A 23,440-nucleotide genomic window follows, 5' to 3' on the forward strand; every position below is an offset into this window, starting at 1 on the left:
GTACCCATCGAGCCACGCCCGAGCTCACCGCGCTGCCCGAATCGGCGAATCAGGCGGCTAAACACTCCTTCTGATCCACAAAACACTGCCTAGGCGGACGCGCGTCTGGGCTAGTCCTCCCTGGCCGGACGGAGGACCCGGCGTACGGCGCCACGCAACCACTGGTGGGCCTCGTCGGCGGCGTGGCGCGGATGCCAGGCCATGCCGATCGTCAGCGGCGGCAACGGCAGCGGGATCTCCAGCAGGCGCAGTCCCAGGGCGTGCGCCGCGTCGCTGAGGGGCGAAGGGGGCTCGCCCGGCAGCGCGGCCGGCACCAGGCAGACCACGTCGCCGGCCGCGGCCAGCGCCATCGCCGCCAGGTGCCCGGGCAGGACGGCGCTGACCCGCCGGCTGAGCCCCTGCTCGGCCAGGGCCGCGTCCAGCGGGCCGGTGAAGCGTCCGCGGCGGCTGACCGCCACGTGCTCGGCCGCGGCCAGCCTGGCGGGCGTCAGGGTTCCTTCGGCGAGCCGGTGCCCGGCTCTCACGCCGGCGGCCATCCGCAGCGTGACCAGCTCCTCGACCCGGGTCTCCGGGTCGACGTGGTCGATGGCCCCCACCTCCAGGTCGACCCGGCCCTCGCGCAGCGCGGGGCCCGCCTCCCACTCCTCGGCCGACACCCGCAGCGAGACCCCTGGCGCCCGGCTCCGGGCCAGCCCGAGCAGACCCGGCGCCAGCGCCGCGCCGACCAGGTCCGAGGTCTGGACGGTGAAGGTGCGCCGCAGCGTGGCGGGGTCGATCCCGCCGCTCGGCGTGAGCAACGCCTCCAGCCGGCGCACCACAGCGGCGGCCTCGTCCCGCAGCGCCTCGGCCCGGGGCGTGGGGACCATCGCCTGTCCCGCGCGTACCAGCAGCGGGTCCTGGAGGACCCGGCGCAGCCGGGCCAGGGTGCGGCTCATCGCCGCGGGGGAGGTGTGCAGCCGCGCGGCGGCACGGGTGACGCTCTGCTCGGTCAGCAGGGCGTCGAGGGCGACGGCGAGGTTGGCGTCGAGGTTCGGGTCTGGGCTTCTCACCGGCATTATTCCGTTTCAGGCAATGATCGGATGCTGAAGTTCCCATTGTGGCAATGCGGCGCGGACCTGCAGGATCAAGGGGTTGCACCGATCCCCCAGTGACCGCGAGGTTTTCATGATCGTCATTACCGCCCCCACCGGCAACATCGGCCGGCGGCTGCTGTCGCTGCTGGTCGAGGCCGCGCCGGCACACGCAGAGGAGGTGCGCGTCGTGGTGCGCGACCCCGCCCGGCTGCCCGAGGCCGTGCGCGGACGGGTCGAGGTGGTCATCGGCTCGCACGGCGACGCCGCGACCGTCGAGCGTGCCTTCGCCGGGGCCGACGCCGTCTTCTGGCTGGTGCCGCCGGACGCCTCGCTCACGCCCGACGAGGCGTACAGCGGCTTCACCCGCCCGGCCGCGCGGGCGCTCGCCGCCCATGGCGTCGGCCATGTCGTCGGCGTCTCGGCGCTCGGCCGCGGCACCCCGCACGCCGCCCGGGCCGGGCTGGTCACCGCCTCCCTGGCCATGGACGACCTGATCGCCGGCTCCGGCGTCGCCTACCGCGCCCTGGCCTGCCCGTCCTTCTTCGAGAACCTGCTGGAGGAGGCCGACTCGATCCGCGAGGACGGCGTCTTCACCGACACCGTCGCCGCGGACCGTCCGGCCCCGATGGTGGCTGTCGCCGACATCGCCGCGACGGCGGCCGGGCTCCTGCTGGACCGCTCCTGGACCGGCGTCGGCAGCGTTCCGGTGCTCGGTCCGCAGGACCTGTCGCCCGACGACCTGGCCCGCATCATGACCGAGGAACTGGGCCGTCCGGTCCGCTACGTGCGTCAGCCGCTCGACGAGCTGCGGTCCACCCTGCTCGGCCACGGCCTCAATGAGGAGTTCGTCGAGGGCATGGTCGCCATGAAGCGCGCCAAGGACCAGGGCCTGGACTCGGGCGTCGACCGCTCGCCGCTGCAGGGTCCGGCCACCGCATTCGCGCAGTGGTGCGCGCACACTCTCAAGCCCGCCGTCCTCGCCACTTCGGAGGCAGCCGATGCCCGCTGATCGCACCGAGCCGCCGGTCACCGCGTTCATGCTGGTCAAGACGACGCCCGAGTGGCTGGCGATGACCGTGGCCGAACGCGTCCAGGCCTTCACCACCCAGGTCGTCCCGGTGATCGAGGCCCGAACCCGCGGCGTCCGCTCCCGCTTCTACGACACGGAGTTCTACTCGGCGCGGGTCACCGACATCTGGGTCTGGGAGGCGGACGACCACGACGCCTACCGGCTGCTGATCGACGCGCTGCGCGAGACCCCCTTCTGGGACCGCTACTTCGACGTCGTGGACCTGCTCGTGGGCACCGAGAACGGCTACGCCCGCACCTACGGTGTGGAGCCGCTGGCCACTCTCGCCACCTGACGCTCCCTCCTACCAGTTCCGCACCTCGTGGGCCCACGCGGTCAGCCCCGCCACGAACCCCTGCCTCTCCTGAGGCGACAGGTTGTCCAGGACGCGCAGCAGAGGCGCGGCGCGAAGGGCGACGAACCGCTCCACCATGGCCCGATGGTGAGCGGCCAGCGACACCAGGGTGCGGCGGCGATCGGCCGGATCCTCCCGGCGCTCGACCAGCCCGGCCCGGCTGAGGTCGCCGACGAGCTCGCTCGCCGTCGTCAGCGACACGCCCATCCTGTCGGCCAGCTCGCTCACGCTCAGTGACGGTTCGGTCGTCAGCTGCGGAATGACCGCGCCGTGCCGGGCGGTGAGCCGATGGCTGCGGAAGATCTCCCGCAGCTCGTCCGGCATCTCGGCCTGAGCTCGCCGGAAGTAGGCCTCCACCAGAGGCACGAAGCCGAGGGCCTCCTTGACCTCCTCGGGTCGTGGCAGTCGGGGAGTCGGGGCGTCGTCCATCACGACGACAGGATACAGTCCTGGTATCCAAACAGTTCGTATATCCGAAGTGAGGTAGCCGTGATACTGGTGACCGGGGCGACGGGCAACGTAGGCCGTCATCTCGTGGAGCTGCTGCTCCAGGTGGGGGAGCAGGTCCGCGCGATCTGCCGGAACCCGGAGCGGGCCGGCCTGCCCGACGACGTGGAGGTCGTCCGAGCCGACCTGTCCCGAGCGGAGGACCTGCGCCCCGCACTCAAGGGAGTGGACCGTGCGTTCCTGGTGCTGGCCGCCGGTCCGGCCCACGGCTTCCTGTCCGAGGCCGCGAAGGCCGGCCTCGGACACGTGGTGCTGCTGTCCGCGCTGGCGGTGACGATGAGGCAGGCGGGCGCGCTCGGCGGCGTCCACGCCGAGCACGAGCAGGCCGTGGCCAGGTCGGGGCTGCCGTGGACGTTCCTGCGCCCTGGCGCGTTCATGGCGAACGACCTGCGCTGGGCGCCCGGCATCAGGCACGACGGCGTGGTGCGCGCCCCCTTCGCCCAGGCCGCGACCGCGCCGGTCGATGAGCGCGACATCGCCGCGGTGGCGGCGCGGACGCTGCTCGACGACGGGCACGCGGGCAAGGCGTACCAGCTCAGCGGACCCGCCTCGCTGACGACGGCCGAGCGGGTGCGGATCCTCGGCGAGGTCCTCGGCCGCGACCTGCGCCTCGAAGAACTGTCCCCCGCCCAGGCCCGTGCCGAGATGGTCGCGCACACCCCTGAGGTGGTCGTGGACTCGATACTCACGCTGTTCGCCTCGTTCGTCGGCAGGACCGCGGATGTGTCGCCGGCCGTACGGGAACTGACCGGCAGCGCTCCGCGCGCTTACGCCGACTGGGCGGCCCGGAACGCTGCGGCGTTCCGCTGACGGACGAGGGCGCCGGTCCAGGTCGTGCGCGAGATCGGCGTCACCCCTCCGACGGCGGCGCGATGCCGTCCGGCCCGCGAGGAGGATCGGACCCGGCGAGTGCCCCCGCGCTCGGCGGTCAGGTCGGCTGGACGCTCTCGAAGAGGGCGAGGGCTTCTGCGGGGTCCGGGCTCACCAGGCGTTCCAGACCGGCCGTCGTGATCTCCGCCCACCTGCGGGCCCGTGCCCACATCCGTGCGCTCGGCGATCTCCTTGACGGAGGACGCGGCGTTCGAGGGATGGGGAAGAGCGGACGCCCGGCTGTAGCCGAAGGCGATCAGCAGGAGGGCTGCCGCCGCCGGTCCGAGCCGTTTGACGCGATCCATATCGGTAGGACGTGACAAGAGTCCGTCCAGGTTCGATCAACTTCGTGCCCTACTGGGACCGGCGAGCACCAGCAGGCGAATCCGTAAACGCATGATCCGAACTCAGAACAGGCCTCAGATCTGCGAGCGCAGCCGTACGAGGTCGGGCTTGCCGTTGGGCAGCAGGGGCAGGCCCGGCGTGAGGCGCAGCTCGCGCGGCGCGGCGTAGGAGGGCAGCCGGTCGGCGCAGTAGGCGCGTAGCTGCGTCAGCGTCGGCGGGCGGGAGGGGTCGGCGGGCACCACCACGGCCACCACCACCTCGCCCCACTCGGGGTCGTCCCGGCCGACGACCGCCACGTCCGCCACCTCGGGGTGGCCCCCGAGCACCGTGGCCACGGCGCCCGCCACGACCTTCTCGCCGCCCGTGTTGATCACGTCGTCGGCCCGGCCCAGCACGCGCAGCCGTCCGCCGGACAGCTCGCCCAGGTCGGAGGTCACGAACCAGTCGCCGTCGCGCGGGACGGGCTCGCCCGAGCGGTACCCGGAGAACAGCACCGGCCCCGCCACGCGGATCCGGCCGTCGTCGCCCACCTTGACGTCCACGTGGTCGAGGGGCCGGCCGTCGTACACGCAGCCGCCGCTCGTCTCGCTCATCCCGTACGTCGTCACCAGCCGCGCGCCGAGGTCACGCGCCTCCTCCAGCAGGCGGGGGCGGGCCGCCGCGCCGCCGAGCAGGATCGTCGCGAACACCGACAGGTCGGCCCGCAGCTCGACCAGCCGGTGCAGCTGAGTGGGCACCAGCGAGACGTGGCCGGCGCCCGAGGCCAGCACCCGCTCCGGGTCGAACCTCTCGTGCACGATCGGCTCGGTCCCGGTGAGCAGCGCGCGGACGAGCACCTGGAGCCCGGAGACGTGGGAGGGCGGCAGGCAGCACAGCCACCGCTCGCCCCTGGCCGCGCCGAGGCGCCGCAGGGACGCGGCGGCCGAGGCGCGCAGGGCCGCCGCCGAGAGCATGACGCCCTTGGGCGCGCCCGTGCTGCCGCTGGTGGCGATCACCACGGCGACGTCGGCCGGCACGCCGGAGCCGCCCTCCAGGGGCCGCCCGTTGACGTCGGAGGGCCGCAGGGCGGCGATCGCGGCGGCCTCCTGACCCGGGGCGAGCGGCAGCACGGCCGGGCCGTCACCGCTCAGCGCGTCGCGCACCGCCGCGAACAGCTCGGGGCCCGGCGGCATGACGACGGCCCGCAACGGGCGGTCCGGATGCGACGACGTGCTCGGCATGCTCGTAAGGTTAGTGGCGACAGATCGGTACTGACGCAGTGGTGAGCAGTGGTGACGCGGTGGTGGCAGGGCGGGACGCGCGACCCGGCACGGACGGCGGCACACCCGGCAGCACGGTCGACGGCACAGGCGAGAGCACGGATGAAAGCGCGGACGTACGCGCGGACGGGAGCGCGGGCGTGGACGCGGACGGGGGCGTGACGCCCGGCACGGGCGGCGCAGCCAAGCAGACGGGCGGCGCGGCGGACAGGACGGGCGGCGGAGGGGACAAGCCGGGCGACCGGGCACCACGGGAGCTCACCCGTGCCCCCGTGATGTTCCGGATCCCGATGCCCACCCGGTTCCGCGGGCAGACCGTCAGGGAGGGCGTGCTGCTGCGCGGCCCCGCGGGGTGGGGCGAGTTCTCGCCGTTCCCCGAGTACGGGCCGCGCGAGTGCGCCCGCTGGCTGGCGTGCGCCCACGAGGCCGCCTTCGAGGGCTGGCCGGCGCCGGTCCGCGACACCGTCCCGGTCAACGCCACGGTCCCGGCCGTCCCGGCCGAGCGGGCGTTCGAGCTCGTCCGGGCGTCCGGCTGCGCCACCGCGAAGGTCAAGGTGGCCGAGCCCGGCCGCCCGTTCGCCGACGACCTGGCCAGGGTGGAGGCCGTGCGCGACGCCCTCGGCCCGTCCGGGCGGCTGCGCGTGGACGCCAACGGCGCCTGGAGCGTCGACGAGGCGGTGCGGCGGCTGAAGGAGCTCGACCGGTTCGACCTGGAGTACGCCGAGCAGCCGTGCGCCACCCTGGAGGAGCTGGCCCTGGTGCGGCGGGCCTGCGACGTGCCGATCGCCGCCGACGAGTCGATCCGCCGCGCCGAGGACCCGCTGCGCGTGCGGGCCGCCGAGGCCGCCGACATCGCCGTGGTCAAGGTTCAGCCGCTCGGCGGGGTGCGGCAGGCGCTGCGCGTCGTGGAGGCGTGCGGGCTGCCGGCCGTCGTGTCGAGCGCGGTCGAGACGTCCGTGGGTCTGGCCGCCGGCCTGGCGCTGGCCGCGGCGCTGCCCGAGCTGCCGTACGCGTGCGGGCTGGGCACGATGGCGCTCCTGGCCGGCGACGTCACCGCCGACCCTCTCACGCCGGTCGGCGGGGCGCTGAGCGTGCGGCGGCCCGAGGTGGACGAGCGGGCCCTGTCAGAGTTCGCCATCGAATCGCCCTGGTGGCTCGGCCGAATGCAGGAGGCGTCCCGGTGAACCCCGCGACCGCGCTGGCCACGGTGCTCGTCGACGAGCTGGTGCGCTGCGGCCTGACCGACGTCGTGCTCGCGCCCGGCTCCCGGTCGGCGCCGCTGGCGCTGGCGCTGCACTCGGAGTCGCGGGTACGGCTGCACGTGCGCGTGGACGAGCGGTCGGCGTCGTTCCTGGCGCTCGGCCTGGCGCGGCGCGCGGAGCGGCCCGTCGCGCTGATCTGCTCCTCCGGCACGGCCGCCGCGAACTTCCACCCGGCCGTCATCGAGGCGAGCGAGTCCGGCGTCCCGCTGCTCGTGCTCACCGCCGACCGCCCGCCCGAGCTGCGCGGCACCGGCGCCAACCAGACCATCGACCAGATGAAGCTGTACGGCACGGCCGTCCGCTGGTTCGCCGAGGTGGGAGCGCCCGAGGATCGGCCCGGCCAGGTCGCCTACTGGCGCTCGCTGGCCTGCCGCGCCTACCAGCGCGCCGCCGGCCCCGCCGCCCCGGGGCCCGTCCACCTCAACCTCGCCTTCCGCGAGCCGCTGATCCCCGACGGCGACACCACCTGGAACGAGTCGCTCGACGGCGACGCGACCGGGCCGTGGGTGCGCACCCGCGTCGCCCCGCCGCCCGTCGCCCTGCACATCCCGCCCACCCGGCGCGGCGTGCTCGTGATCGGCGACGGCGCGGCCAACGTGCGCCGCTACGTCGCCGCCGCCGGGATGGCCGGCTGGCCGGTCCTGTCGGAGCCCAACGGCGGCGGACGCTACGGCGACCACGCCGTCTCCACCTACCACCACCTGCTGGCCACCCCGGAGTTCGCCGACACGTACGCGCCCGACGTGGTCGTGACGCTCGGCCGGCCGGGGCTGTCGCGGCCGCTGCTGTCGTGGCTGAAGCGCGCCCAGGAGCACATCGTCGTCGCCACCGACCTCGACCGCTGGCCCGACCCCACCCGCTCGGCCACCCAGGTGGCGCAGGCCGTGGAGATCCCGGTGGCCTCCGGCGACGACGGCTGGCTGCACGCCTGGCGCCACGCCGACCAGGCCGCGCGGGCGGCGGTGGACGAGGTGCTCGACACCTCGGGCACCAGTGAGCCGCGCCTGGCCCGCGACCTGGCCGACACGCTGCCCAACGGGTCCCTGCTGTTCTGCGGGTCGTCCATGCCGATCCGCGACCTCGACCAGGCCATGCGGCCCCGGCGCGGGCTGCGGCTGCTGGCCAACCGGGGCGCCTCCGGCATCGACGGGGCCGTCTCGACGGCGATGGGCGCGGCGCTGGCCCACAACGGGCCGTCGTACGCGCTGCTCGGCGACCTGTCGTTCCTGCACGACCAGAACGGCCTCGTCCTCGGGCCCCGCGAGCCGCGCCCCGACCTGTGCCTCGTGGTGGTCAACAACGACGGGGGCGGCATCTTCTCGCTGCTGCCGCAGGCGGCGCTGCGCGACCCGTTCGAGCGGGTGTTCGGCACGCCTCACGGGGTGGACCTCGGGTACGTGGCCGCCGCGACCGGCACGCCGTACCGGCTGGTGGAGGAGCTGGGGGACCTGTCCAAGGCGCTGCGGGGCGACGGGCCGCGCGTGGTGGAGGTGCGGACGGACCGGGAGGAGAACGCGGCGGTGCACGCCCGGCTGCGGGACGCCGCCCAGGAGGCGATCCGCGCGGCCCTCGCCTGAGCCCGCGCCCGGACCGGTCCTCGACCTCCCGGGCCTATGAAAGTGTACCGGCTGGCCTGTATAGTTTCGGGCATGCCGAGACCGAGTTCACGCGACCGGCTCCTGGACGCGGCGGCCGAGGTGCTGCTGTCGGACGGGGCCGAGTCGCTCACGCTGGAGGCGGTCGCGCAGCGCGCGGGCGTGTCGAAGGGCGGGCTGTTCTACCACTTCCCGACCAAGCAGGCGCTGGTCAGGGCCATGGTGGCGCGGCTCACCGACGCCTTCGACGAGGCGCTGGCGCGGGCGGGCGACGGGCCCGGCGACTTCCTGCGCGCCTACGTGGAGGCCACCGTCCCCGAGGAGCACACCCCGGAGGCGCCCGACCGGGTCACGGCCGCGCTGCTCGCCGGCGTGCTGGTCGATCCGGCGGGCCTGGAGCCGCTGCGCGAGCGGTTCGCCGCCTGGCAGGAGCGGCTGACCCGCGACGGCGTGGACCCCGCCGCGGCCACCGCCGTCCGGCTGGCGGTGGACGGCTGGTGGGCCGTACGGCTGCTCGGCCTCGGTGAGCCCGACCCCGCGCTGCACGCCCGGACCCGCGCCTACCTGATGGAGCTGATCGAGCGTGCTCAGAGCGACTAAGGCGCTGATGCTGGCGACCGACGTCGGGTTCGTCGCCTACTTCACCGTCACGGGCCTCGGGCTGATCCCGCCCGAGTGGGCCTTCGCCGGGTACACCGACCCGGTGATGGTGGCCTGGAACTGGTCGTTCCTCTGGATCGACCTGGCGGCCAGCGCCACCGGCCTGACGAGCCTCTGGCTCCTCGCACGCTCCGGCGTGGCGTCCCCGTCCTCGGGGGCCGGGGTGCCGCTCATGCTCGTGTCCCTCGTGCTCACCATGGCCTCCGGGCTCATGGCCATCGCGTTCTGGACGCTGCGCGGCGACTTCTCCCTGGCCTGGTGGATCCCGAACCTCTACCTCATGCTGTTCCCGCTGCCCGCCATCGTGGCCCTGGTCGTGGCGCCGCGCGGCAGGGCCGCGGCCGGTGACTGACCGGCTCCCGGGTGACCGGACATCCGGCTGCGGACCGGACGGGGCGCCCGGCAGGCTGGGGCGGCTTGATCGTCAGCACGGACGAGGGTCCGGACAAGTCGCGGGTTCTGAGGAGGAGGCCCGGCCGTCACGCCGGTGGGTGAGGAGCGCGCGCCGGCTCGAGGTTGGCCGTCATGCGTTCGAGGACGCTGACGGCCGTCCGGTACTCGTCGGGCGAGATGCCGGTCATCGACAGGTCGCGGAACGCGCCGACCCGCTCGGCGACACGGGCCAGGCGCTCGGCGCCCTCGGGGGTGATGGCCAGCCGGCCCGGCGCGGGGCGGGCCGCCCAGCCGCCGGTCAGCACGGCCTCGATCGCGGCGGTCAGCGCGGGCGTGCCGGCATTGGCGGCGAGCATCGACAGGACCTCTCCGTCGGTGACGCCCCGCGCCCGCTGTGCGGCGTCGTGGGCTCCGGTGGCGTTCGGGGCGTCCTGGACGACGTTGAGCACCTGCCAGGAGAGCCGGGTGAGGCCGAACTCCTCCAGCATGCCGTTCATGTGGCGGGTGAGGGCCTGGTCGGCGCGGTTGAGCCAGTAGCCGATCGGTTTCATGAGGGCGTTCCCTTCGGGGGACTCAGTGGGTGGAGACGGTGGTCCCGGACGACAGGAGGGCGGGCCAGTCCTGGGCGGCGGCCCAGTCGGCGAAGCCGTGCCAGCCGACCTCCGGGTGGTCGCGGCGCAGGCCGGCGACGTCCACGTCGAGGCCGGCCTCGGTGAAGTACGCGAACATGGCGGCCAGATCGTCCGACCGCTTGCGGACGTACGCGAGGGGCACCTCCTGGTGAGTGATCGGCGCGCCGATGGCGGAGGCGAGGATCTCGGCCATCTGGCGGGGAGTGCGCTCGTCCGAGGCGATGTCGATGCGGCGGCCGGTGAACGCGGTGCGGCGCTGGAGGGTCAGCGCGGCGAACGCGCCGATGTCGGCGGCGGGGATGAGCGCGAGCGGCTGGTCGACGGGCATCGGCCAGGCGAACGTGCCCTCGCGCAGGCCGTCCAGCGTCCACCCGCCGGCGTAGTTGTCCATGAACGCGGCCGGCGCGATCACCGTCCACGGCACGCCGGAGGCGCGCAGGTGCTGCTCGACGAGACGCTTGCTCTCGTAGTGCGGTACGCCGGTGTCACGGTCGGCGTGGGCGGCGGAGGTGAGCACGACGTGGCCGAGACGGGCGGCCGCCGCGGCGTCGAGCAGGGCCTTGCCCTGCCGGACCTCGGTGGCTGTGTCGGTGCCGAACGGTGTGGTGACCGCGAACAGGGCGTCGGCCCCCACGAGCGCGGCGTCGAGGGAGGCGCGCTCGTCGAAGTCGGCGTGGCGCACCTCGGCGCCGAGGGCCTTGAGGGCCCCGGCGGCGGGCGAGCCGGGGTCGCGGGTGAGCGCGCGCACCCGGTGGCCGGCGTCGAGGAGGGCGCGGGCGGTGGACCCGCCCTGGGCGCCGGTCGCTCCGGTGACGGCGACAGTGAGCATGGAGGTCTCCAGGTTGTAGTATAGCTGCGTGGCGCATTAACTGCGTCACGCACTAGATTATCAGAAACTAGTTGCGTCGCACAGCTATTGGGAGCTGATCACGATGACAGGCACGCGTCGCGAGCGGCTGTACGAGGAACTGTCCATGGCGTCGCGCCGCTACATGGCGGCGTATGTGCTGTTCAACCAGGCCGTCGCCGACCATCTCGGGTTGCATCCGACCGACGTGCAGTGCCTGAGCCTGATGACGGCGGCGCCCGAGCCGCTCACGGTCAAGCAGATCGCCGAGCTGACCGGTCTGACCGCCGGCTCGGCCACCCGCCTGGTCGACCGGCTCGAACGCGGAGGCTACATGGTCCGCACGCCCGACCGGCAGGACCGGCGCCGCGTCCTGGTCGCCCTGGTCCCCGAGCGCGTGGCCCGGGTCACTGCGCTCTGGGACGACCTCGGCGCCTCCTGGCAGGCGCTCTACGGCGAGCACACCGAGGAGGAGCTGGAGGTGATCACCCGGCACCTGCGCCGGGCGCACGACCTCAGTCACGTCCAGATGGATCGCCTGCGCTCCCGGCCGAAGCCGGCCTGAAGCTCCCGGGATGCCGCCCTGACGGCGGCTGCGAGGAGTTCGCCGAGCGCACCGGGTGCCTTCGCGTCACGGGCGGCCGTATATCCGGATGCGGGCCGGTCGGGGCGCCCGGCAGACTGGGCGGCGTGATCGTCAGCGCGTACGAGGGTCCGGACGACCTGCGGGCCATGCAGGAGCTGTGCAGCCGCATCTGGTCGCCCGGGTCGCGGTGGCACGTCGGCGACCTGGCCTGGGGCAGGTTCCAGCACACCGGGCGGGAGCCCGGGTGGCCGACCCGGCTGTGGCGCGACGGCGGCCGGACCGTGGCCTGGGGGTGGATCGACCTGCCGGGCTCCCTGGACCTGGCGGTGGACCCCGCCCGGCCGGAGCTGGCGAGGCAGGTGCTGGAGTGGTTCGCGCGCACGGCACCCGCCGGGCCGCTCGACGTGACCGTGCTCGACACCGAGACGCACCTCGCCGCCGCCCTCCGCGAGGCCGGTTACCGGCCGGCCGGCGACGGCCCCTTCTTCAGGCACCTGGTCCGCGACCTGGCCGGCCCGGCCGAGCCCGTCCCGCCCCAGGGCTACCGGCTGCGGGCCGTGGGGGAGACCGATGTGCCGGGGCGCGTGGCGGCGCACCGGGCGGCCTTCCACCCGTCACGGGTGAGCGAGGAGAGCTACCGGGCCGTCCGGGCCGCCTGGCCGTACCGGGCCGGGCTGGACCTGGTCGCCGTGGCGCCGGACGGCGAGGTCGCCGCGTACTGCCTGGTCTGGCTGGACGAGGCGCGGCGCGTCGCGGAGATCGAGCCCACCGGCACCCTGCCCGCCCACCGCCGCCGGGGACTCGCCCGGGCGGTCTGCCTCGCCGCGCTGCGCGCGGCCCGGGAGGCGGGCGCCGAGCGGGCGGTCGTGTACGCCCGGGGGGACGACGCCTACCCGGCGCCGGGACGGCTCTACCGGTCGATCGGCTTCCGCCCGGCCGCCCGTACCGTCACCTGGGTCCGGGACCGTCCAGGAGGCGCGTGACCTCCTCGGCCACCACGGCGCAGGCCTCCGCCGCCGGGTCGATCAGCGGGAAGTGACCGGCGTCCTCCACCAGCCTCAGCCGCACCGCCTCACCCGCTCGGGCCGCCGCGCGCACGTATGCCCCGGCGACCTCGACCGGCACCACGATGTCGGCCCGGCCGTGGACGACGGTGGCGGGGACGCCGGTGGGCAGGAGCGCGGCGGGGTCGGCGGACGGGCGCCGCTCCTCGAAGCGCTCCGGCCCGCCGAGGAGCTGGAGCGCGGCGCCGGAGCACACCGACAGCTCGCGCGCGGTCCTGAGGTCGGCGATCGGCGCGAGCGCCACCACACCCGCGACGGACGGACCGGGGCCGGGAGGCCGCCACGGCGACCCCTGCGGCAGCACGTGGCGGGCCGCCGCCCACAGCGCGAGGTGGCCGCCCGCCGAATGCCCGGTCACCACGATGCGGCTCACGTCCACCAAGGGCGCGCCCTCCGCCCAAGGCTGCGCGTCCGTCCGGGGCAGCGCGCCCGCGGCGAGGCCGGGCAGGGCGTCCATGGCGGCGGCCACGTCGTCGAACGTCTCCGGCCAGCGCCCCGCAACCCCCGGCCCGGCGCCTCCCCGCCGGTACTCGACCGAGGCCACCGCGAACCCCCGCCGCGCGAGGAAGGCCGCGAAGGGCGACACGTGCCGCCGGTCGTAGGCGGCCCGCCACGCGCCCCCGTGCAGGACGACGACCAGAGGCGCCCCCGCCCCGCCGCCGCCCCGAGGGGCGTAGAGGTCGACGACCTGGTCGGGGTGCCGGCCGTAGGCGACGGTGACGTCCGGCTCCGCGTGCGGATGGGAGAAGGCCGACTCCTGCTCGGCGGCGTCCCGCGCCGCGGCGCGCCGCTCCGGCGGGACGGTCACGGCGCGGAGACCACCTCGGCCAGCACGCGCGCCGCCCGATGCACGTCCGCGAACGACACGTACAGCGGTGTGAAACCGAACCGCAGCACGTCCGGGTGCCGGAAGTCGCCGACGACCCCGCGGGCGATCAGCGAGACCATCACCTCACCCGCGCCGGGACAGCGCAGCGCGACCTGGCTGCCCCGCTCCGCGTGCGCGGCCGGGGTGATCGGCTCGACGCGCCCCGCGGGCACGTACGCCGCGACGCACTCCAGGAAGAAGTCCGTCAGGGCCAGGCTCTTGTCCCGCACCGCCTCGATCGAGACCCCGTCCCACACCTCCAGCGCCGCCTCCAGGGCCAGCATCGACAGGATGTCCGGGGTGCCCACCCGGCCCCGCCGCGCGCCGTCGGCGGCCTCGTACCGCGGCGACATGCCGAAGGGGTCGCGGTGGGAGTTCCAGCCGGGGAGCGGGGAGTCGAAGCGGGGCTGAAGGTCCCGGCGGACGTACAGGTAGGCGGGCGAGCCGGGGCCGCCGTTGAGGTACTTGTAGGTGCAGCCGACGGCGAGGTCGACGCCGTGCTCGTCGAGGCCGACCGGTAGCGCGCCCGCGCTGTGGCACAGGTCCCACACCACCAGGGCGCCCGCGGCGTGCGCGGCCGCCGTCACGCCCGGCAGGTCGTGGAGCCGCCCGCTGCGGTAGTCGACGTGGTTGACCAGGGCGGCGGCGGTGCGGGGGCCGAGGGCGGCCGGCAGGTCGCGCGGGTCGGCGGCGACCAGCCGGCGGCCGGTCATGCGCGCGGCCGACTCGGCGATGTAGCCGTCCGTGGGGAACGTCGTCGCGTCGACGACGATCTCGTCCCGCTCCGCGCCGGCCATCCGCACCGCGCCCACCAGCGCCTTGAAGACGTTCACGCTGGTCGAGTCGCCGGCCACGACCTGACCGGGCGCGGCGCCGACGAGCGGGGCGATGCGGTCGCCGACGCGCTCCGGCGCCGTCCACCAGCCGGACTCCGTCCAGGACCGGATGCGCAGCCGCCCCCACTCCCTGGCCACCACGTCGGCCACCCGGCCCGGAACGGCGGCGGGCAGCGCGCCGAGGGAGTTGCCGTCGAGGTAGACGGTGTCGTCGTCGAGGACGAACTCGGCGCGCTTGGCGCGCAGCCCGTCCGACTCGTCGAGCTTGCGGGCCTTCGCCGCCAGGTACGCGGGATCAGACATGGCTGCGCGCCGTCCACAGCTCGGGGAAGACGTGCTTGGCGGCCCGTCTCTCCAGCCAGGCCACGCCCGCCGAGCCCCCGGTGCCGGTCTTGGCGCCCATCGCGCGCCGGGTGGCCACCAGATGGTCGTTGCGCCAGCGCCACACCTGCTCGGCGACGTCCGTCAGCGCCTCTCCCAGCCGCGCCAGGTCGCTGTCCCGGTCACCGGAGTAGATCTCCGCCCACACCGCCTCGACCTCGGCGCGGGGCTCGTACCGCTGCGACAGGTCCCTCTCCAGCACCGCGCGCGGCACGGCGTGACCGCGGCGGGCGAGGAGGTGCAGCACCTCGTCGTACAGGCTCGGCTGGTGCAGCGCCTTCTCCAGCTCCTCGTGGACCCGCGGCGCGCCCCGGTGCGGCACCAGCATGGACGACGACTTCTCGCCGAGCAGGAACTCCATCCGCCGGTACATCGCCGACTGGAAGCCGGAGCCCTCGCCGAGCGCCGCCCGGTACGCGTTGAACTCGGCCGGGGTGAGCCGCGCCAGCGGCCGCCAGGAGGCGTTCAGCGCCTCCAGCTCGCGCACGCTGCGCTCCAGCGCGGCCACGGCGACGGGCAGCCGGTCCTCGCGCAGCGCGCGGCCGGCGGTCTCCCACTCGTGCACGATCACGGTGAACCACAGCTCCATGACCTGGGTCGTGACCAGGAACGCCATCTCGCCCGGGTCATCGGACAGGGGGTGCTGGAGGTGGGTGAGGACGTCCGCCCGGACGTAGTCCTCGTAGGGGGTCGTACCCGCGAAGTCGAGGTTCGGGGAGTCCGAACCGATGCCGGCTTCTCGGGACCGCGTGCGATGCGACATCGCTGTCTCCTGGAGACGTGCCACCGGGTAGCGGTCCGCTCCCTTCCTCTCGGCGCTGGAGCCCCGGTCCCCTCGGACCCGGTCGCCACGGACGGCGCCGAGTCCATCAGGCATGATGCGGGATCTGTCCCGATCTGGCAAGGGTCAGCCCTGGCCGGCGTGCGTGTGGCCGTGCGCCACCTCCGGCGGGCACGGGCCCGGCGTGGCCGCGCGGCCGTCCCGCCGCCACTCCGCCACCGCGATCGCGAAGGCGACCAGCAGGCCGGCGACCGCGGCGCCCAGGGCCACGGTCACGGCCTCGGAGATGTCGCCGCCCGTCGAGGAGAGGACCAGGTAGTACACGCCGGGCAGCGCCGCCGTGCCGACCGCCCCGCCGAGGCGCTGCCCCGTCTGCAGGGCGCCGCCGGCCGCGCCCGCCATCCGCACCGGCACGTCCTTGAGCGTCATCGTCACGTTGGGCGAGATCACGAAGCCGCTGCCGATGCCGCCGACGAGCAGCGCGGGGATCGCGGCCCACACGGCGACGGCCGGCGAGGCGTAGCCCAGCAGCAGCGCCGCCGCGGACAGACCGACCACGACCGCGGCGAGCCCGAGCACGGTCAGCAGCCGCCCCAGCCGCTCCACCAGCCGCCCGGCGACGACCGCCGCGCAGGCCGAGCCGATCGCGAACGGCGTGACGCACAGCCCGGACATCAGCGGCGTGAAGCCCCGCCCGTTCTGGAAGTAGAGCGCGAAGACCAGCCAGACGCCGCTGAAGCCGATGAAGTACACCGTCGCCAGCGCGGCGCCGGGCGCGTAACCGCGGGTCTCGGTGATCAGCCTGGGGGCGAGCAGCGGCTCGGCGCCACGGGCCGCGACGCGCCGCTCCCACAGCGCGAACGCCACGAGGAGCGCCGCCCCGACGGGGAACATCCACCAGAGCCGCTGGACGCCGCCCGAGTCGGCCTGCACGAGCGGGAACATCATCAGGAACACGCCGGCGCCCAGCAGGACGACTCCCGTCAGGTCCAGCGCCCCCCGCGGGGCGCCCCGGCCGCGCGGCAGCAGCCGGGCGGCGAGGACGAGCGCGGCCACCCCGATCGGCACGTTCACGAAGAAGATCCAGCGCCAGCCCTGGTCGCCGCCCGCCAGCGCGAGGATCACGCCGCCGGTGATGGGGCCGACCGCGCTGGAGATCCCGACGGTGGCGCCGAAGAAGCCGAACGCCCGGCCGCGCTCCGCGCCCCGGAACATCTGCTGGATCAGGGCCGAGTTCTGCGGGGCCAGGCAGCCGGCGGCGACGCCCTGGGCGAGCCTGGCCAGGACCAGCAGCTCGATGGTCGTCGCGGCCCCCGCGGCCATGCTGAACAGCACGAAGGCGCTCAGCGCGACCAGGAAGATGCGCCGCCGGCCGATCGCGTCACCCAGCCGCCCGGCCAGCACCAGGGAGAGCGCGAACGTCAGCGCGTACCCGGACACCACCCACTGCACCTGGGCGGGCGAGGCGTGCAGGTCGCGCTGCATGGACGGCAGCGCCACGGCCACGATGGTCACGTCCAGCAGGATCATGAAGCCGACGACGAGGGTGACCGCGAGGGCCTTCCACCGGCGCGGATCCGGTCCGGTGTTCGCGGACCCTGATGGCATGGGACCTCCCTCCGAGGCGGTCGCCGCGGCCGGGCCCGGCCTGGACGCCGGTCCCGGGCGTCATGGACGACCTGCGGTGATCCGGGCAGAGACGCGGATCACGCCTCTGGGGTGAACAACGCCGATCCGGCGGCCCGCATTTCGCTCCCTCCGCTGTTCCCCCCGCCCCGCCCCTCATGCGCGGAGGCGTCGGGCACCTGCTGGGCGGCGGTGTACGCGGGCCGGCGCAGCTCCTGGAGGCGGCCCGCCGGGCTCAGCCCCGGGACGGGATGCCGGGTGGGATCGAACCGGGTGGGCACGTCCGCGTCCGCCATGGCCGGCGGCACGAGCTTGACGAGGCCGAACAGGTGCCAGGGTCCCGCCGGGGCCGCGACGAGGAGGTCGAGGACCAGCGGCTCCTTCGCCACGGCGGCGGCCAGCGCGTCGAAGCGCGCCGGCAGCGGCCGCTCCACGCGGGGCAGCGCGCCGAGCAGCACCCGCCGGCCTCCGCCGTCCCCGGCGCCGCGGGTCTCGTACGGGAAGAGCGAGCTGTACAGGCCCGGCGCCCACCTGGTGGCGGGCCGCAGGAGGCGGCGCCCCGGCGTGGTGTGGCCGGTGGTGGCGAGCAGGAGCTCGGCGTCGGCGTCCGCCTGCCGCCAGCGCAGGGCGATGCCGAGGATGTCCGGCAGGGGCGGCGGCAGGCCGGCCGAGCGGGAGAGGCGGGCGATGCCGCGCAGCTCCAGCCGCTCGTCGAGGAACGGGCTCCCCCAGGTGCGGGCCGCGTCGCCGTGCAGGTGGAGCTCCGCGTCGAAGAGCAGCCCGTGGGGGTGCAGGGGGCGGCCCCTGCGCAGGCCCGCGGCCAGGCGGAACCCGGCCGCCAGCGCGGCCCCGGTGGTGGTCGTGAGCGGCCCTGCCATGGCTCCCCCTGCGATCGCCGGCGTCGTTCACCGGCATGACCGTACCCGGGGCGGGGGCCGGCGAACGGGTGTCCGGGCACCATCGGGGCGACCGGGTCAGCGCTCGATCAGGGTCACTTCCAGGGAGTAGTGCGAGGCGCGGTAGACGTGCGAGCCGTGCTCGACCGCCCGGCCCTGGTCGTCGTAGGTGGTGCGCACCATGGTGAGCAGCGGCGCCCCGCGCCGCTCCCGCAGCAGCCTGGCCTCGGTCAGGCCCGCCGCGCGGGCCCCGATGCGCTGGTTGGCGACCCGCATGCGCACGCCCGCCCCGCGCAGCAGCTCGTACAGGCCCCGGTCCTCCAGGTCGGAGGCGCCGAGCTGGGCCAGGCCGAGCGGCAGCCAGTTGTGCAGCAGGGCCAGCGGCTCGCCGGCCGCGAACCGCAGGCGTTCGAGGTAGAGCGTCTCCGAGCCCGGCTCCACGCCCAGGATGGCCGCGATGTCCTCGTCGGCGGCGCGCGGCTCCAGCGCGAGGACCTGAGTGGCGGGCTCCTGCCCCGAGCGGCGCAGGTCGTCGTACAGGCTGGTCAGCTCCACCGACCGCTTGACCTGGCCGTGGACCACCTGCGTGCCGACGCCGCGCTTGCGCACGAGCAGGCCCTTGTCCACGAGATACTGGATGGCCTGGCGGATGGTGGGCCTGGACAGGCCGAGCTTGTCGGCCAGCAGGATCTCGTTGTCGAGCCGGGCGCCGGGCGCCAGGTCGCCTCGCCGGATCGCTTCGGCGATCTGCTCGGCCACCTGGAAGTAGAGCGGCACGGGGCTGGATCGGTCCAGGTCGATCGCCAGATTCGCGGTCATGCTGATCAGGTTAACGCAGGTAATAATGTCCAGACAAACCAGACGGACATGGCGTCATGAGGCATGATCGGAAGGGGGGAGCCCGCGGGAATGGGCAGGGGAGCCCCGAGGGTGCCGTAAGGCCGTGATGGGGGAGGACGCATGGACGCCAGGCGACACGAGGACACGCCGTTCCCGCACGACGCGCTGCTGGAGACGGCCGGCGAGGCGGCCAGGGCCGTCGGGCCGCGGCTGCGCAAGGCGTTCCGCTCCCGCCCGGAGGTGGCCACCAAGAGCGACTTCCACGACCCGGTGACCGAGCACGACAAGGCGGCCGAGGAGACGATCCGCGCCGTCATCGAGAGCCGGTGGCCCGGCAGCGCCGTCCTGGGCGAGGAGGGCGGCGAGAGCGGCTCCGGCCCGCTGCGCTGGTACGTCGACCCGATCGACGGCACCGCCAACTTCGCCGCCGGGCTGCCCTTCTTCTGCGTCTCGATCGCCGCCGCCGTGGAGGGCGAGCTGGTCGCCGGCGTCGTGTACGACCCGGTGCGCGAGGACGAGTTCACCGCCTCGACGGCGGGCGCCTGGTGCAACGGCACGCCCATCCGCAGCACCGGCGCCGCCGGCGACCGGGAGGCGATGCTGCTGACCAGCTATCCGACGCCCCGCGAGCTGGCCGCCCGGCGTGAGGAGGCGCTGCTGCGCTACGGCCGGCTGCTGGAGTCGTTCGCGGCGGTGCGGCGGGTGGGCAGCGCCGCGCTCAAGCTCGCGCACGTCGCAGCCGGGTGGGCGGACGTCGCGTACGGCACGGGCGCCAGCCCGTGGGACGTGGCCGCCGGGGCGCTGATCGTCCGGCAGGCGGGCGGCGTCTACCTGGGCGACCCGCTGGTCAAGGGCGACTACCTCGCCTGCGTGGGCGGCTTCGACCTGGCCGCCTCCGCCCTGGCCGACCTCGCGCCCTGAGCGCCCTGAGCGCCCTGAGCGGCGAGGGCCGGCAGCGCCGGCAGCTCCGCCAGCGACGTGATGCGCGGGAAACCGTCGGGAGGCGGCTCCGTGCCGTGCCGGTCGAGCCACACCGACCGCATCCCGGCCGCCGCCGGCCCCGTCACGTCGTTGACCACGTCGTCGCCCACCAGCAGCACCTCGCCGGGCGCCAGCCCGAGCGCCTCGGCGGCGGCCGTGTAGCAGGCCCGAGCCGGCTTGTAGCTCCCGCCCAGCACCTCGCCCGTCAGCACCGGCCCGACCCGCCCGTCCAGGCCGATCGCGCGGACCTTGGCCTCCTGCATGCGCTGCGACCCGTTGGTCAGCACCCCCAGCCGGAACCCCTGCAGTGCCGCCACCGCCCGCGCCGCGTCCGGATAGGCCGTCCAGCTCTGCCGGTAGTGCGAGGCGTACGCGCCGAACGCCGCGTCCAGGTCGTCCGGCACCGTCACGGACAGCTCCACGCACAGCGCCCGGATCCGCCGGCGGCGCTGCTCCTCCCACGAGCACTCGCCCGCCTGCCACGCCCGCAGGTGCGGCTCCTCCAGCGCCCACCACAACGCGGCCGCCTCGGCCAGGCGCGGATGGCCGGGCGCGTGCCCGGACAGCCAGGCCGTGACCGCCGCGTCGGCCGCCGAGCGGTGGTCGAGCAGGGTGCCGTCGAGGTCGAGCAGGACGCCGCGGATCACACTCCCATCCTGGCACCTTTCTCCGCGAGGATGCGAGCCGCCGGCTCGTGCGGCGGGCAGCCGAGCGTGAGCCCGCGCACCGACGGCGGCGCCCGCCCGAGCCCTTCCCCGAGCTGTCCGCCTGACCGGCCGCGCCCGTCCGGGCGGCGGGTGGCGGGGCCCGGTGACGTGGCGGGGCCGGTCAGCCGTCCGGGGGCTCGTGGTCCCGGCGGTGCTCGCCGGCCCGCCGGACGTGCTCGATCATGAGGTGCTCGGCCGCGGCGCCGTCGCCCCGCTCCAGGGCCGCCAGGATGCCCTCGTGCGCCTCCAGCTGGCCCGGCACCTGGGCCGGGTCCAGCCACAGCGAGGCCGCGGGGGGCACCGGGAAGCTGTCGTGCACCGCCCGCGCGTGCTGGCCCAGGAAGGCGGGGCCGCCGATGTCGGCGATGCGCAGGTGGAAGTGCCTGCTCTGCTCGCCGAGGCGGTTCAGCCGTCCCTCGGCGGCGTCGCGCGCCATCGCGGCGTGCAGCTCGCGCAGCCACTCCAGCTCCTCCGGCGTGACGCGGGTGGCGGCCAGCCGGGCGCCCAGCCCCTCGACCACCGCGCGCAGGCCGTAGAACTCCTCCAGCGCGTCGTCGCCCAGGTCCACCACCGTGGCGCCGTGATGCGCCTCGTAGCTGATCAGCCGGTCCTTCTCCAGCCGGCGCAGCGCCTCGCGGACCGGCGTCACCGACACCCCGAGACGGCGCGCGATCGCCGCCGCGCGCAGCGCCGTCCCGCCCGGGATGCGGGCGGAGCGGATCTCCTCGGCCAGCACGCCGTAGACGTAGTCCGCCTTGCTCATGGGGGGACGCGGCTCAGGGGTCGGCATGGCTTCAGTCTCCCCCACGACGGGCCCGGGTTGACCGGAAAGGTATTTCTTATACGTTATAAGACATGACGAGCCTCGCCGACCTGCGGGTCATCGACGCCGCGACGCTGTTCGCGGGCCCCTCCGCCGCGATGATGCTGGGCGACTTCGGCGCCGACGTGATCAAGATCGAGCACCCGCGCCGCGGCGACCCGTCGCGCGGGCACGGCGCCTCGGTGGACGGCGTCGGGCTGTGGTGGAAGTCCCTGTCGCGCAACAAGCGCGCCGCCGCGGTGGACCTGTCGCGGTCCGAGGGGCAGGAGATCCTGCGCCGCCTCGTGGCGCGCTCCGACGTGCTCGTCGAGAACTTCCGGCCCGGGACGCTGGAGCGCTGGGGGCTGGACCCGAAGGACCTGCTGGAGCTCAATCCCCGGCTGATCGTCGCCCGCATGACCGGCTTCGGGCAGAGCGGGCCGATGGCCGGGCAGCCCGGGTTCGGGACGCTGGCCGAGGCGATGAGCGGGTTCGCGGCCATGACCGGCGAGCCGGACGGGCCGCCCACGCTTCCGCCGCTCGCGCTGGCCGACGGCATCGCGGGCCTCGCGATGTCGTACGCGATCATGGTGGCGCTGCACGCCCGCGAGCGCACCGGGCGCGGGCAGGTGGTGGACATGGCGATCATCGAGCCGATCCTGGGCCTGCTGGGCCCGCAGATGACCGCCTACCGGGCGCTCGGCGCGGTGCCGCGGCGCACCGGCAACCGCTCCAGCAGCAACGCGCCCCGCAACACCTACCGCACCCGCGACGGCCGCTGGCTGGCCGTGTCCACCAGCGCGCAGGCGGTCGCCGAGCGCGTCGTCACGCTCGTCGGCCGGGCCGACCTGGTGGCGCAGCCGTGGTTCTCCAGCGGCAGCGGCCGGGTGGCGCACGTGGACGAGCTGGACGAGGCCGTCGCCGGCTGGATCGCCGCCCGCGACGCCGACGAGGTCATCGCCCGCTTCGAGGAGGCGCAGGCGGCGATCGCGCCGATCTACGACGTCCGGGACATCGCCGAGGACCCGCAGTACGCGGCGCTGGGGACGTTCGTCGAGCTGCCCGACGAGGAGCTGGGGACGGTGACGATGCAGAACGTGCTGTTCCGGCTGTCGGACACGCCCGGCGAGGTGCGCTGGCCGGGCCGGTCGCTGGGGCGCGACACGGACGAGGTGCTGGGGGAGCTGGACTACGGGGCCGAGGAGATCGCGGGCCTGCGTGGCAAGGGCGTGATCGCATGACGTCGCCGTCGTCCCGGCTGCCCGCCGTCTCCTGGCTGTACGTGCCGGGGGACCGGCCGGAGAGGTTCGCCAAGGCCGCCGCGTCGGGGGCGGACGTGGTGATCATCGACCTGGAGGACGCGGTCGTCCCCGCCCGCAAGGACGAGGCCCGCGCCAACGCCGCCGCCTACCTGCGCGAGCGCGCCGCCGGGGACGCCGGCGCGGTGGCCGTCCATGTCCGGGTCAACGACGTGACGACCGCGAGGGGGCTGGACGACCTGGCCGCGCTCGCCGGCCTGCCGGGGCTCGGCGGCGTCCGGCTGCCCAAGGTGGACTCCGCCGGGGTGCTGGACGCGCTGGACGGCCTCGCGGTCCCGGCGTACGCGGTGCTGGAGTCGGCCGCCGCGATTCTGGCCGCTCCGGCGATCGCCGCCCACCCGCGGGTCGCCGGTGTGGCCCTGGGCGAGCAGGACCTGGCCGCCGAGCTGTCCGTCACGGCCGCGACCGCCCTCGACCAGCTCCGGCTCCAGGTGGTGCTGGCCGCCGCCGCGGCAGGGCTGCCGCCCGTGCCCATGTCGGTCTATCCGGACGTACGGGACGAGGAGGGGCTGCTGGCGTCGTGCGCCGCGGGGCGGGGGATCGGGATGTTCGGGCGGGCGGCCATCCACCCGCGCCAGATCCCGGCGATCCGGCGCGCCTTCACGCCCACGGCGGAGGAGACCGCGCGGGCCGCGGAGATCGCCGAGGCGGCCGAGCTGGCGGAGCGGGAGGGGCTGGGGGCGGTCGCCCTGCCGGACGGCCGCTTCGTGGACGCCCCGATCGTCGCCCGCGCCCGCCGCACCCTGGCCCTCGCCCGCCGCCTCGCCCCACCGCTCCCGGACGGCCCGCACGACCGGCCGGCCGCCACGGCCCCGGACGCCACGTCCCCAGCCGCCCGGCCACCCGCCTGACCCGTCCCCGACCGCCCGGCCACCCGCTTGACCCG

Annotated in this window: 25 protein-coding genes; 12 read left to right on the forward strand and 13 right to left on the reverse strand. The window is 75.2% G+C overall.

The window, feature by feature from the left end:
- Nucleotides 1–110 precede the first annotated feature (110 nt).
- Nucleotides 111–1,049 carry a LysR family transcriptional regulator gene (locus ACIBG4_RS24270; RefSeq protein WP_397203722.1) on the reverse strand — a complete coding sequence of 313 codons (939 nt, stop codon included), beginning with the start codon at nucleotides 1,047–1,049 and terminating at the stop codon, nucleotides 111–113.
- Between the two features lie 115 nt (nucleotides 1,050–1,164).
- On the opposite strand from ACIBG4_RS24270, the gene ACIBG4_RS24275 reads away from it, so the two are divergent.
- Together ACIBG4_RS24275 and ACIBG4_RS24280 are read left to right on the forward strand one after the other, a co-directional pair.
- Nucleotides 1,165–2,082 carry an NAD(P)H-binding protein gene (locus ACIBG4_RS24275; protein WP_397203723.1) on the forward strand — a complete coding sequence of 306 codons (918 nt, stop codon included), beginning with the start codon at nucleotides 1,165–1,167 and terminating at the stop codon, nucleotides 2,080–2,082.
- Nucleotides 2,072–2,437 (forward strand): darcynin family protein, encoded by a 366-nt coding sequence (locus tag ACIBG4_RS24280; RefSeq protein ID WP_310717450.1) that lies wholly within the window; start codon nucleotides 2,072–2,074, stop codon nucleotides 2,435–2,437. Before ACIBG4_RS24275 ends, ACIBG4_RS24280 begins: the two co-directional genes overlap by 11 nt.
- 9 nt (nucleotides 2,438–2,446) lie before the next feature.
- Here ACIBG4_RS24280 and ACIBG4_RS24285 read toward each other — a convergent pair whose 3' ends face one another.
- A complete protein-coding gene (locus tag ACIBG4_RS24285; protein WP_397203994.1) occupies nucleotides 2,447–2,926 on the reverse strand; it encodes a MarR family winged helix-turn-helix transcriptional regulator in 480 nt (159 codons plus the stop codon).
- 60 nt (nucleotides 2,927–2,986) lie between these two features.
- Here ACIBG4_RS24285 and ACIBG4_RS24290 point away from each other — a divergent pair, with 60 nt between their 5' ends.
- On the forward strand, nucleotides 2,987–3,814 hold the full coding sequence (locus tag ACIBG4_RS24290) for an SDR family oxidoreductase (RefSeq protein ID WP_397203724.1): 828 nt from the start codon (nucleotides 2,987–2,989) through the stop codon (nucleotides 3,812–3,814).
- A gap of 479 nt (nucleotides 3,815–4,293) precedes the next feature.
- On the opposite strand, the gene ACIBG4_RS24295 is transcribed toward ACIBG4_RS24290, so the two are convergent.
- A complete protein-coding gene (locus tag ACIBG4_RS24295; protein WP_397203725.1) occupies nucleotides 4,294–5,439 on the reverse strand; it encodes an AMP-binding protein in 1,146 nt (381 codons plus the stop codon).
- 197 nt (nucleotides 5,440–5,636) lie between these two features.
- Here ACIBG4_RS24295 and ACIBG4_RS24300 point away from each other — a divergent pair, with 197 nt between their 5' ends.
- The 4 genes from ACIBG4_RS24300 (at nucleotide 5,637) to ACIBG4_RS24315 (ending at nucleotide 9,347) form a co-directional block, all read left to right on the forward strand.
- Complete coding sequence (locus ACIBG4_RS24300; RefSeq protein WP_397203995.1) at nucleotides 5,637–6,662, forward strand: o-succinylbenzoate synthase; 1,026 nt, start codon at nucleotides 5,637–5,639, stop codon at nucleotides 6,660–6,662.
- Nucleotides 6,659–8,317 (forward strand): 2-succinyl-5-enolpyruvyl-6-hydroxy-3-cyclohexene-1-carboxylic-acid synthase, encoded by a 1,659-nt coding sequence (gene menD, locus ACIBG4_RS24305; protein WP_397203726.1) that lies wholly within the window; start codon nucleotides 6,659–6,661, stop codon nucleotides 8,315–8,317. The genes ACIBG4_RS24300 and menD overlap by 4 nt, the downstream gene beginning before the upstream one ends.
- Before the next feature lie 72 nt (nucleotides 8,318–8,389).
- Nucleotides 8,390–8,935: a TetR/AcrR family transcriptional regulator gene (locus ACIBG4_RS24310; protein ID WP_397203727.1), complete on the forward strand. Its 546-nt coding sequence runs from the start codon at nucleotides 8,390–8,392 to the stop codon at nucleotides 8,933–8,935.
- Complete coding sequence (locus tag ACIBG4_RS24315) at nucleotides 8,919–9,347, forward strand: DUF5360 family protein (protein WP_397203728.1); 429 nt, start codon at nucleotides 8,919–8,921, stop codon at nucleotides 9,345–9,347. Before ACIBG4_RS24310 ends, ACIBG4_RS24315 begins: the two co-directional genes overlap by 17 nt.
- A 127-nt stretch (nucleotides 9,348–9,474) precedes the next feature.
- Here the strand turns inward: ACIBG4_RS24315 and ACIBG4_RS24320 are convergent, their stop codons facing one another.
- The gene (locus ACIBG4_RS24320) at nucleotides 9,475–9,939 is read right to left on the reverse strand and encodes a MarR family winged helix-turn-helix transcriptional regulator (RefSeq protein ID WP_397203729.1); all 465 of its coding nucleotides are present in this window, start codon (nucleotides 9,937–9,939) and stop codon (nucleotides 9,475–9,477) included.
- Between the two features lie 22 nt (nucleotides 9,940–9,961).
- A complete protein-coding gene (locus ACIBG4_RS24325) occupies nucleotides 9,962–10,849 on the reverse strand; it encodes an NmrA/HSCARG family protein (RefSeq protein WP_397203730.1) in 888 nt (295 codons plus the stop codon).
- Between the two features lie 103 nt (nucleotides 10,850–10,952).
- Between ACIBG4_RS24325 and ACIBG4_RS24330 the strand changes: the two genes are divergently transcribed.
- Together ACIBG4_RS24330 and ACIBG4_RS24335 are read left to right on the forward strand one after the other, a co-directional pair.
- Nucleotides 10,953–11,432 carry a MarR family winged helix-turn-helix transcriptional regulator gene (locus ACIBG4_RS24330; protein ID WP_397203731.1) on the forward strand — a complete coding sequence of 160 codons (480 nt, stop codon included), beginning with the start codon at nucleotides 10,953–10,955 and terminating at the stop codon, nucleotides 11,430–11,432.
- Nucleotides 11,433–11,557: 125 nt separating this feature from the next.
- Nucleotides 11,558–12,436: a GNAT family N-acetyltransferase gene (locus ACIBG4_RS24335; RefSeq protein WP_397203732.1), complete on the forward strand. Its 879-nt coding sequence runs from the start codon at nucleotides 11,558–11,560 to the stop codon at nucleotides 12,434–12,436.
- Here the strand turns inward: ACIBG4_RS24335 and ACIBG4_RS24340 are convergent.
- The 6 genes from ACIBG4_RS24340 to ACIBG4_RS24365 form a co-directional block, all read right to left on the reverse strand.
- On the reverse strand, nucleotides 12,402–13,325 hold the full coding sequence (locus tag ACIBG4_RS24340; RefSeq protein WP_397203733.1) for an alpha/beta hydrolase family protein: 924 nt from the start codon (nucleotides 13,323–13,325) through the stop codon (nucleotides 12,402–12,404). The two genes, ACIBG4_RS24335 and ACIBG4_RS24340, sit on opposite strands and share 35 nt — an antisense overlap.
- A complete protein-coding gene (kynU, locus tag ACIBG4_RS24345; RefSeq protein ID WP_397203734.1) occupies nucleotides 13,322–14,524 on the reverse strand; it encodes a kynureninase in 1,203 nt (400 codons plus the stop codon). The genes ACIBG4_RS24340 and kynU overlap by 4 nt, the downstream gene beginning before the upstream one ends.
- Nucleotides 14,517–15,365 (reverse strand): tryptophan 2,3-dioxygenase family protein, encoded by an 849-nt coding sequence (locus tag ACIBG4_RS24350; protein ID WP_397203735.1) that lies wholly within the window; start codon nucleotides 15,363–15,365, stop codon nucleotides 14,517–14,519. The genes kynU and ACIBG4_RS24350 overlap by 8 nt, the downstream gene beginning before the upstream one ends.
- A 144-nt stretch (nucleotides 15,366–15,509) precedes the next feature.
- Nucleotides 15,510–16,991 carry an MFS transporter gene (locus ACIBG4_RS24355; RefSeq protein ID WP_397203736.1) on the reverse strand — a complete coding sequence of 494 codons (1,482 nt, stop codon included), beginning with the start codon at nucleotides 16,989–16,991 and terminating at the stop codon, nucleotides 15,510–15,512.
- A gap of 98 nt (nucleotides 16,992–17,089) precedes the next feature.
- Nucleotides 17,090–17,887 carry a hypothetical protein gene (locus ACIBG4_RS24360; protein ID WP_397203737.1) on the reverse strand — a complete coding sequence of 266 codons (798 nt, stop codon included), beginning with the start codon at nucleotides 17,885–17,887 and terminating at the stop codon, nucleotides 17,090–17,092.
- A 96-nt stretch (nucleotides 17,888–17,983) separates the two neighbouring features.
- Nucleotides 17,984–18,724: a GntR family transcriptional regulator gene (locus tag ACIBG4_RS24365; RefSeq protein ID WP_310709839.1), complete on the reverse strand. Its 741-nt coding sequence runs from the start codon at nucleotides 18,722–18,724 to the stop codon at nucleotides 17,984–17,986.
- Nucleotides 18,725–18,865: 141 nt separating this feature from the next.
- On the opposite strand from ACIBG4_RS24365, the gene ACIBG4_RS24370 reads away from it, so the two are divergent.
- Entirely contained in the window at nucleotides 18,866–19,666 is an 801-nt protein-coding gene (locus ACIBG4_RS24370; RefSeq protein WP_310709837.1) for an inositol monophosphatase family protein, read from the forward strand.
- Here the strand turns inward: ACIBG4_RS24370 and ACIBG4_RS24375 are convergent.
- Both ACIBG4_RS24375 and ACIBG4_RS24380 read right to left on the reverse strand, forming a co-directional pair.
- Nucleotides 19,603–20,373 (reverse strand): HAD family hydrolase, encoded by a 771-nt coding sequence (locus ACIBG4_RS24375; RefSeq protein WP_397203738.1) that lies wholly within the window; start codon nucleotides 20,371–20,373, stop codon nucleotides 19,603–19,605. The genes ACIBG4_RS24370 and ACIBG4_RS24375 overlap by 64 nt on opposite strands.
- A gap of 181 nt (nucleotides 20,374–20,554) precedes the next feature.
- A complete protein-coding gene (locus ACIBG4_RS24380; protein WP_310709834.1) occupies nucleotides 20,555–21,196 on the reverse strand; it encodes a GntR family transcriptional regulator in 642 nt (213 codons plus the stop codon).
- Nucleotides 21,197–21,288: 92 nt separating this feature from the next.
- On the opposite strand from ACIBG4_RS24380, the gene ACIBG4_RS24385 reads away from it, so the two are divergent.
- Both ACIBG4_RS24385 and ACIBG4_RS24390 read left to right on the forward strand, forming a co-directional pair.
- Complete coding sequence (locus tag ACIBG4_RS24385; protein WP_397203739.1) at nucleotides 21,289–22,476, forward strand: CaiB/BaiF CoA transferase family protein; 1,188 nt, start codon at nucleotides 21,289–21,291, stop codon at nucleotides 22,474–22,476.
- Nucleotides 22,473–23,405 (forward strand): HpcH/HpaI aldolase/citrate lyase family protein, encoded by a 933-nt coding sequence (locus ACIBG4_RS24390; protein ID WP_397203740.1) that lies wholly within the window; start codon nucleotides 22,473–22,475, stop codon nucleotides 23,403–23,405. Before ACIBG4_RS24385 ends, ACIBG4_RS24390 begins: the two co-directional genes overlap by 4 nt.
- The last annotated feature ends 35 nt before the right edge of the window (nucleotides 23,406–23,440 follow it).

The organism is Nonomuraea sp. NPDC050383 (assembly GCF_044459125.1).
Taxonomy (GTDB): Bacteria; Actinomycetota; Actinomycetes; order Streptosporangiales; family Streptosporangiaceae; genus Nonomuraea.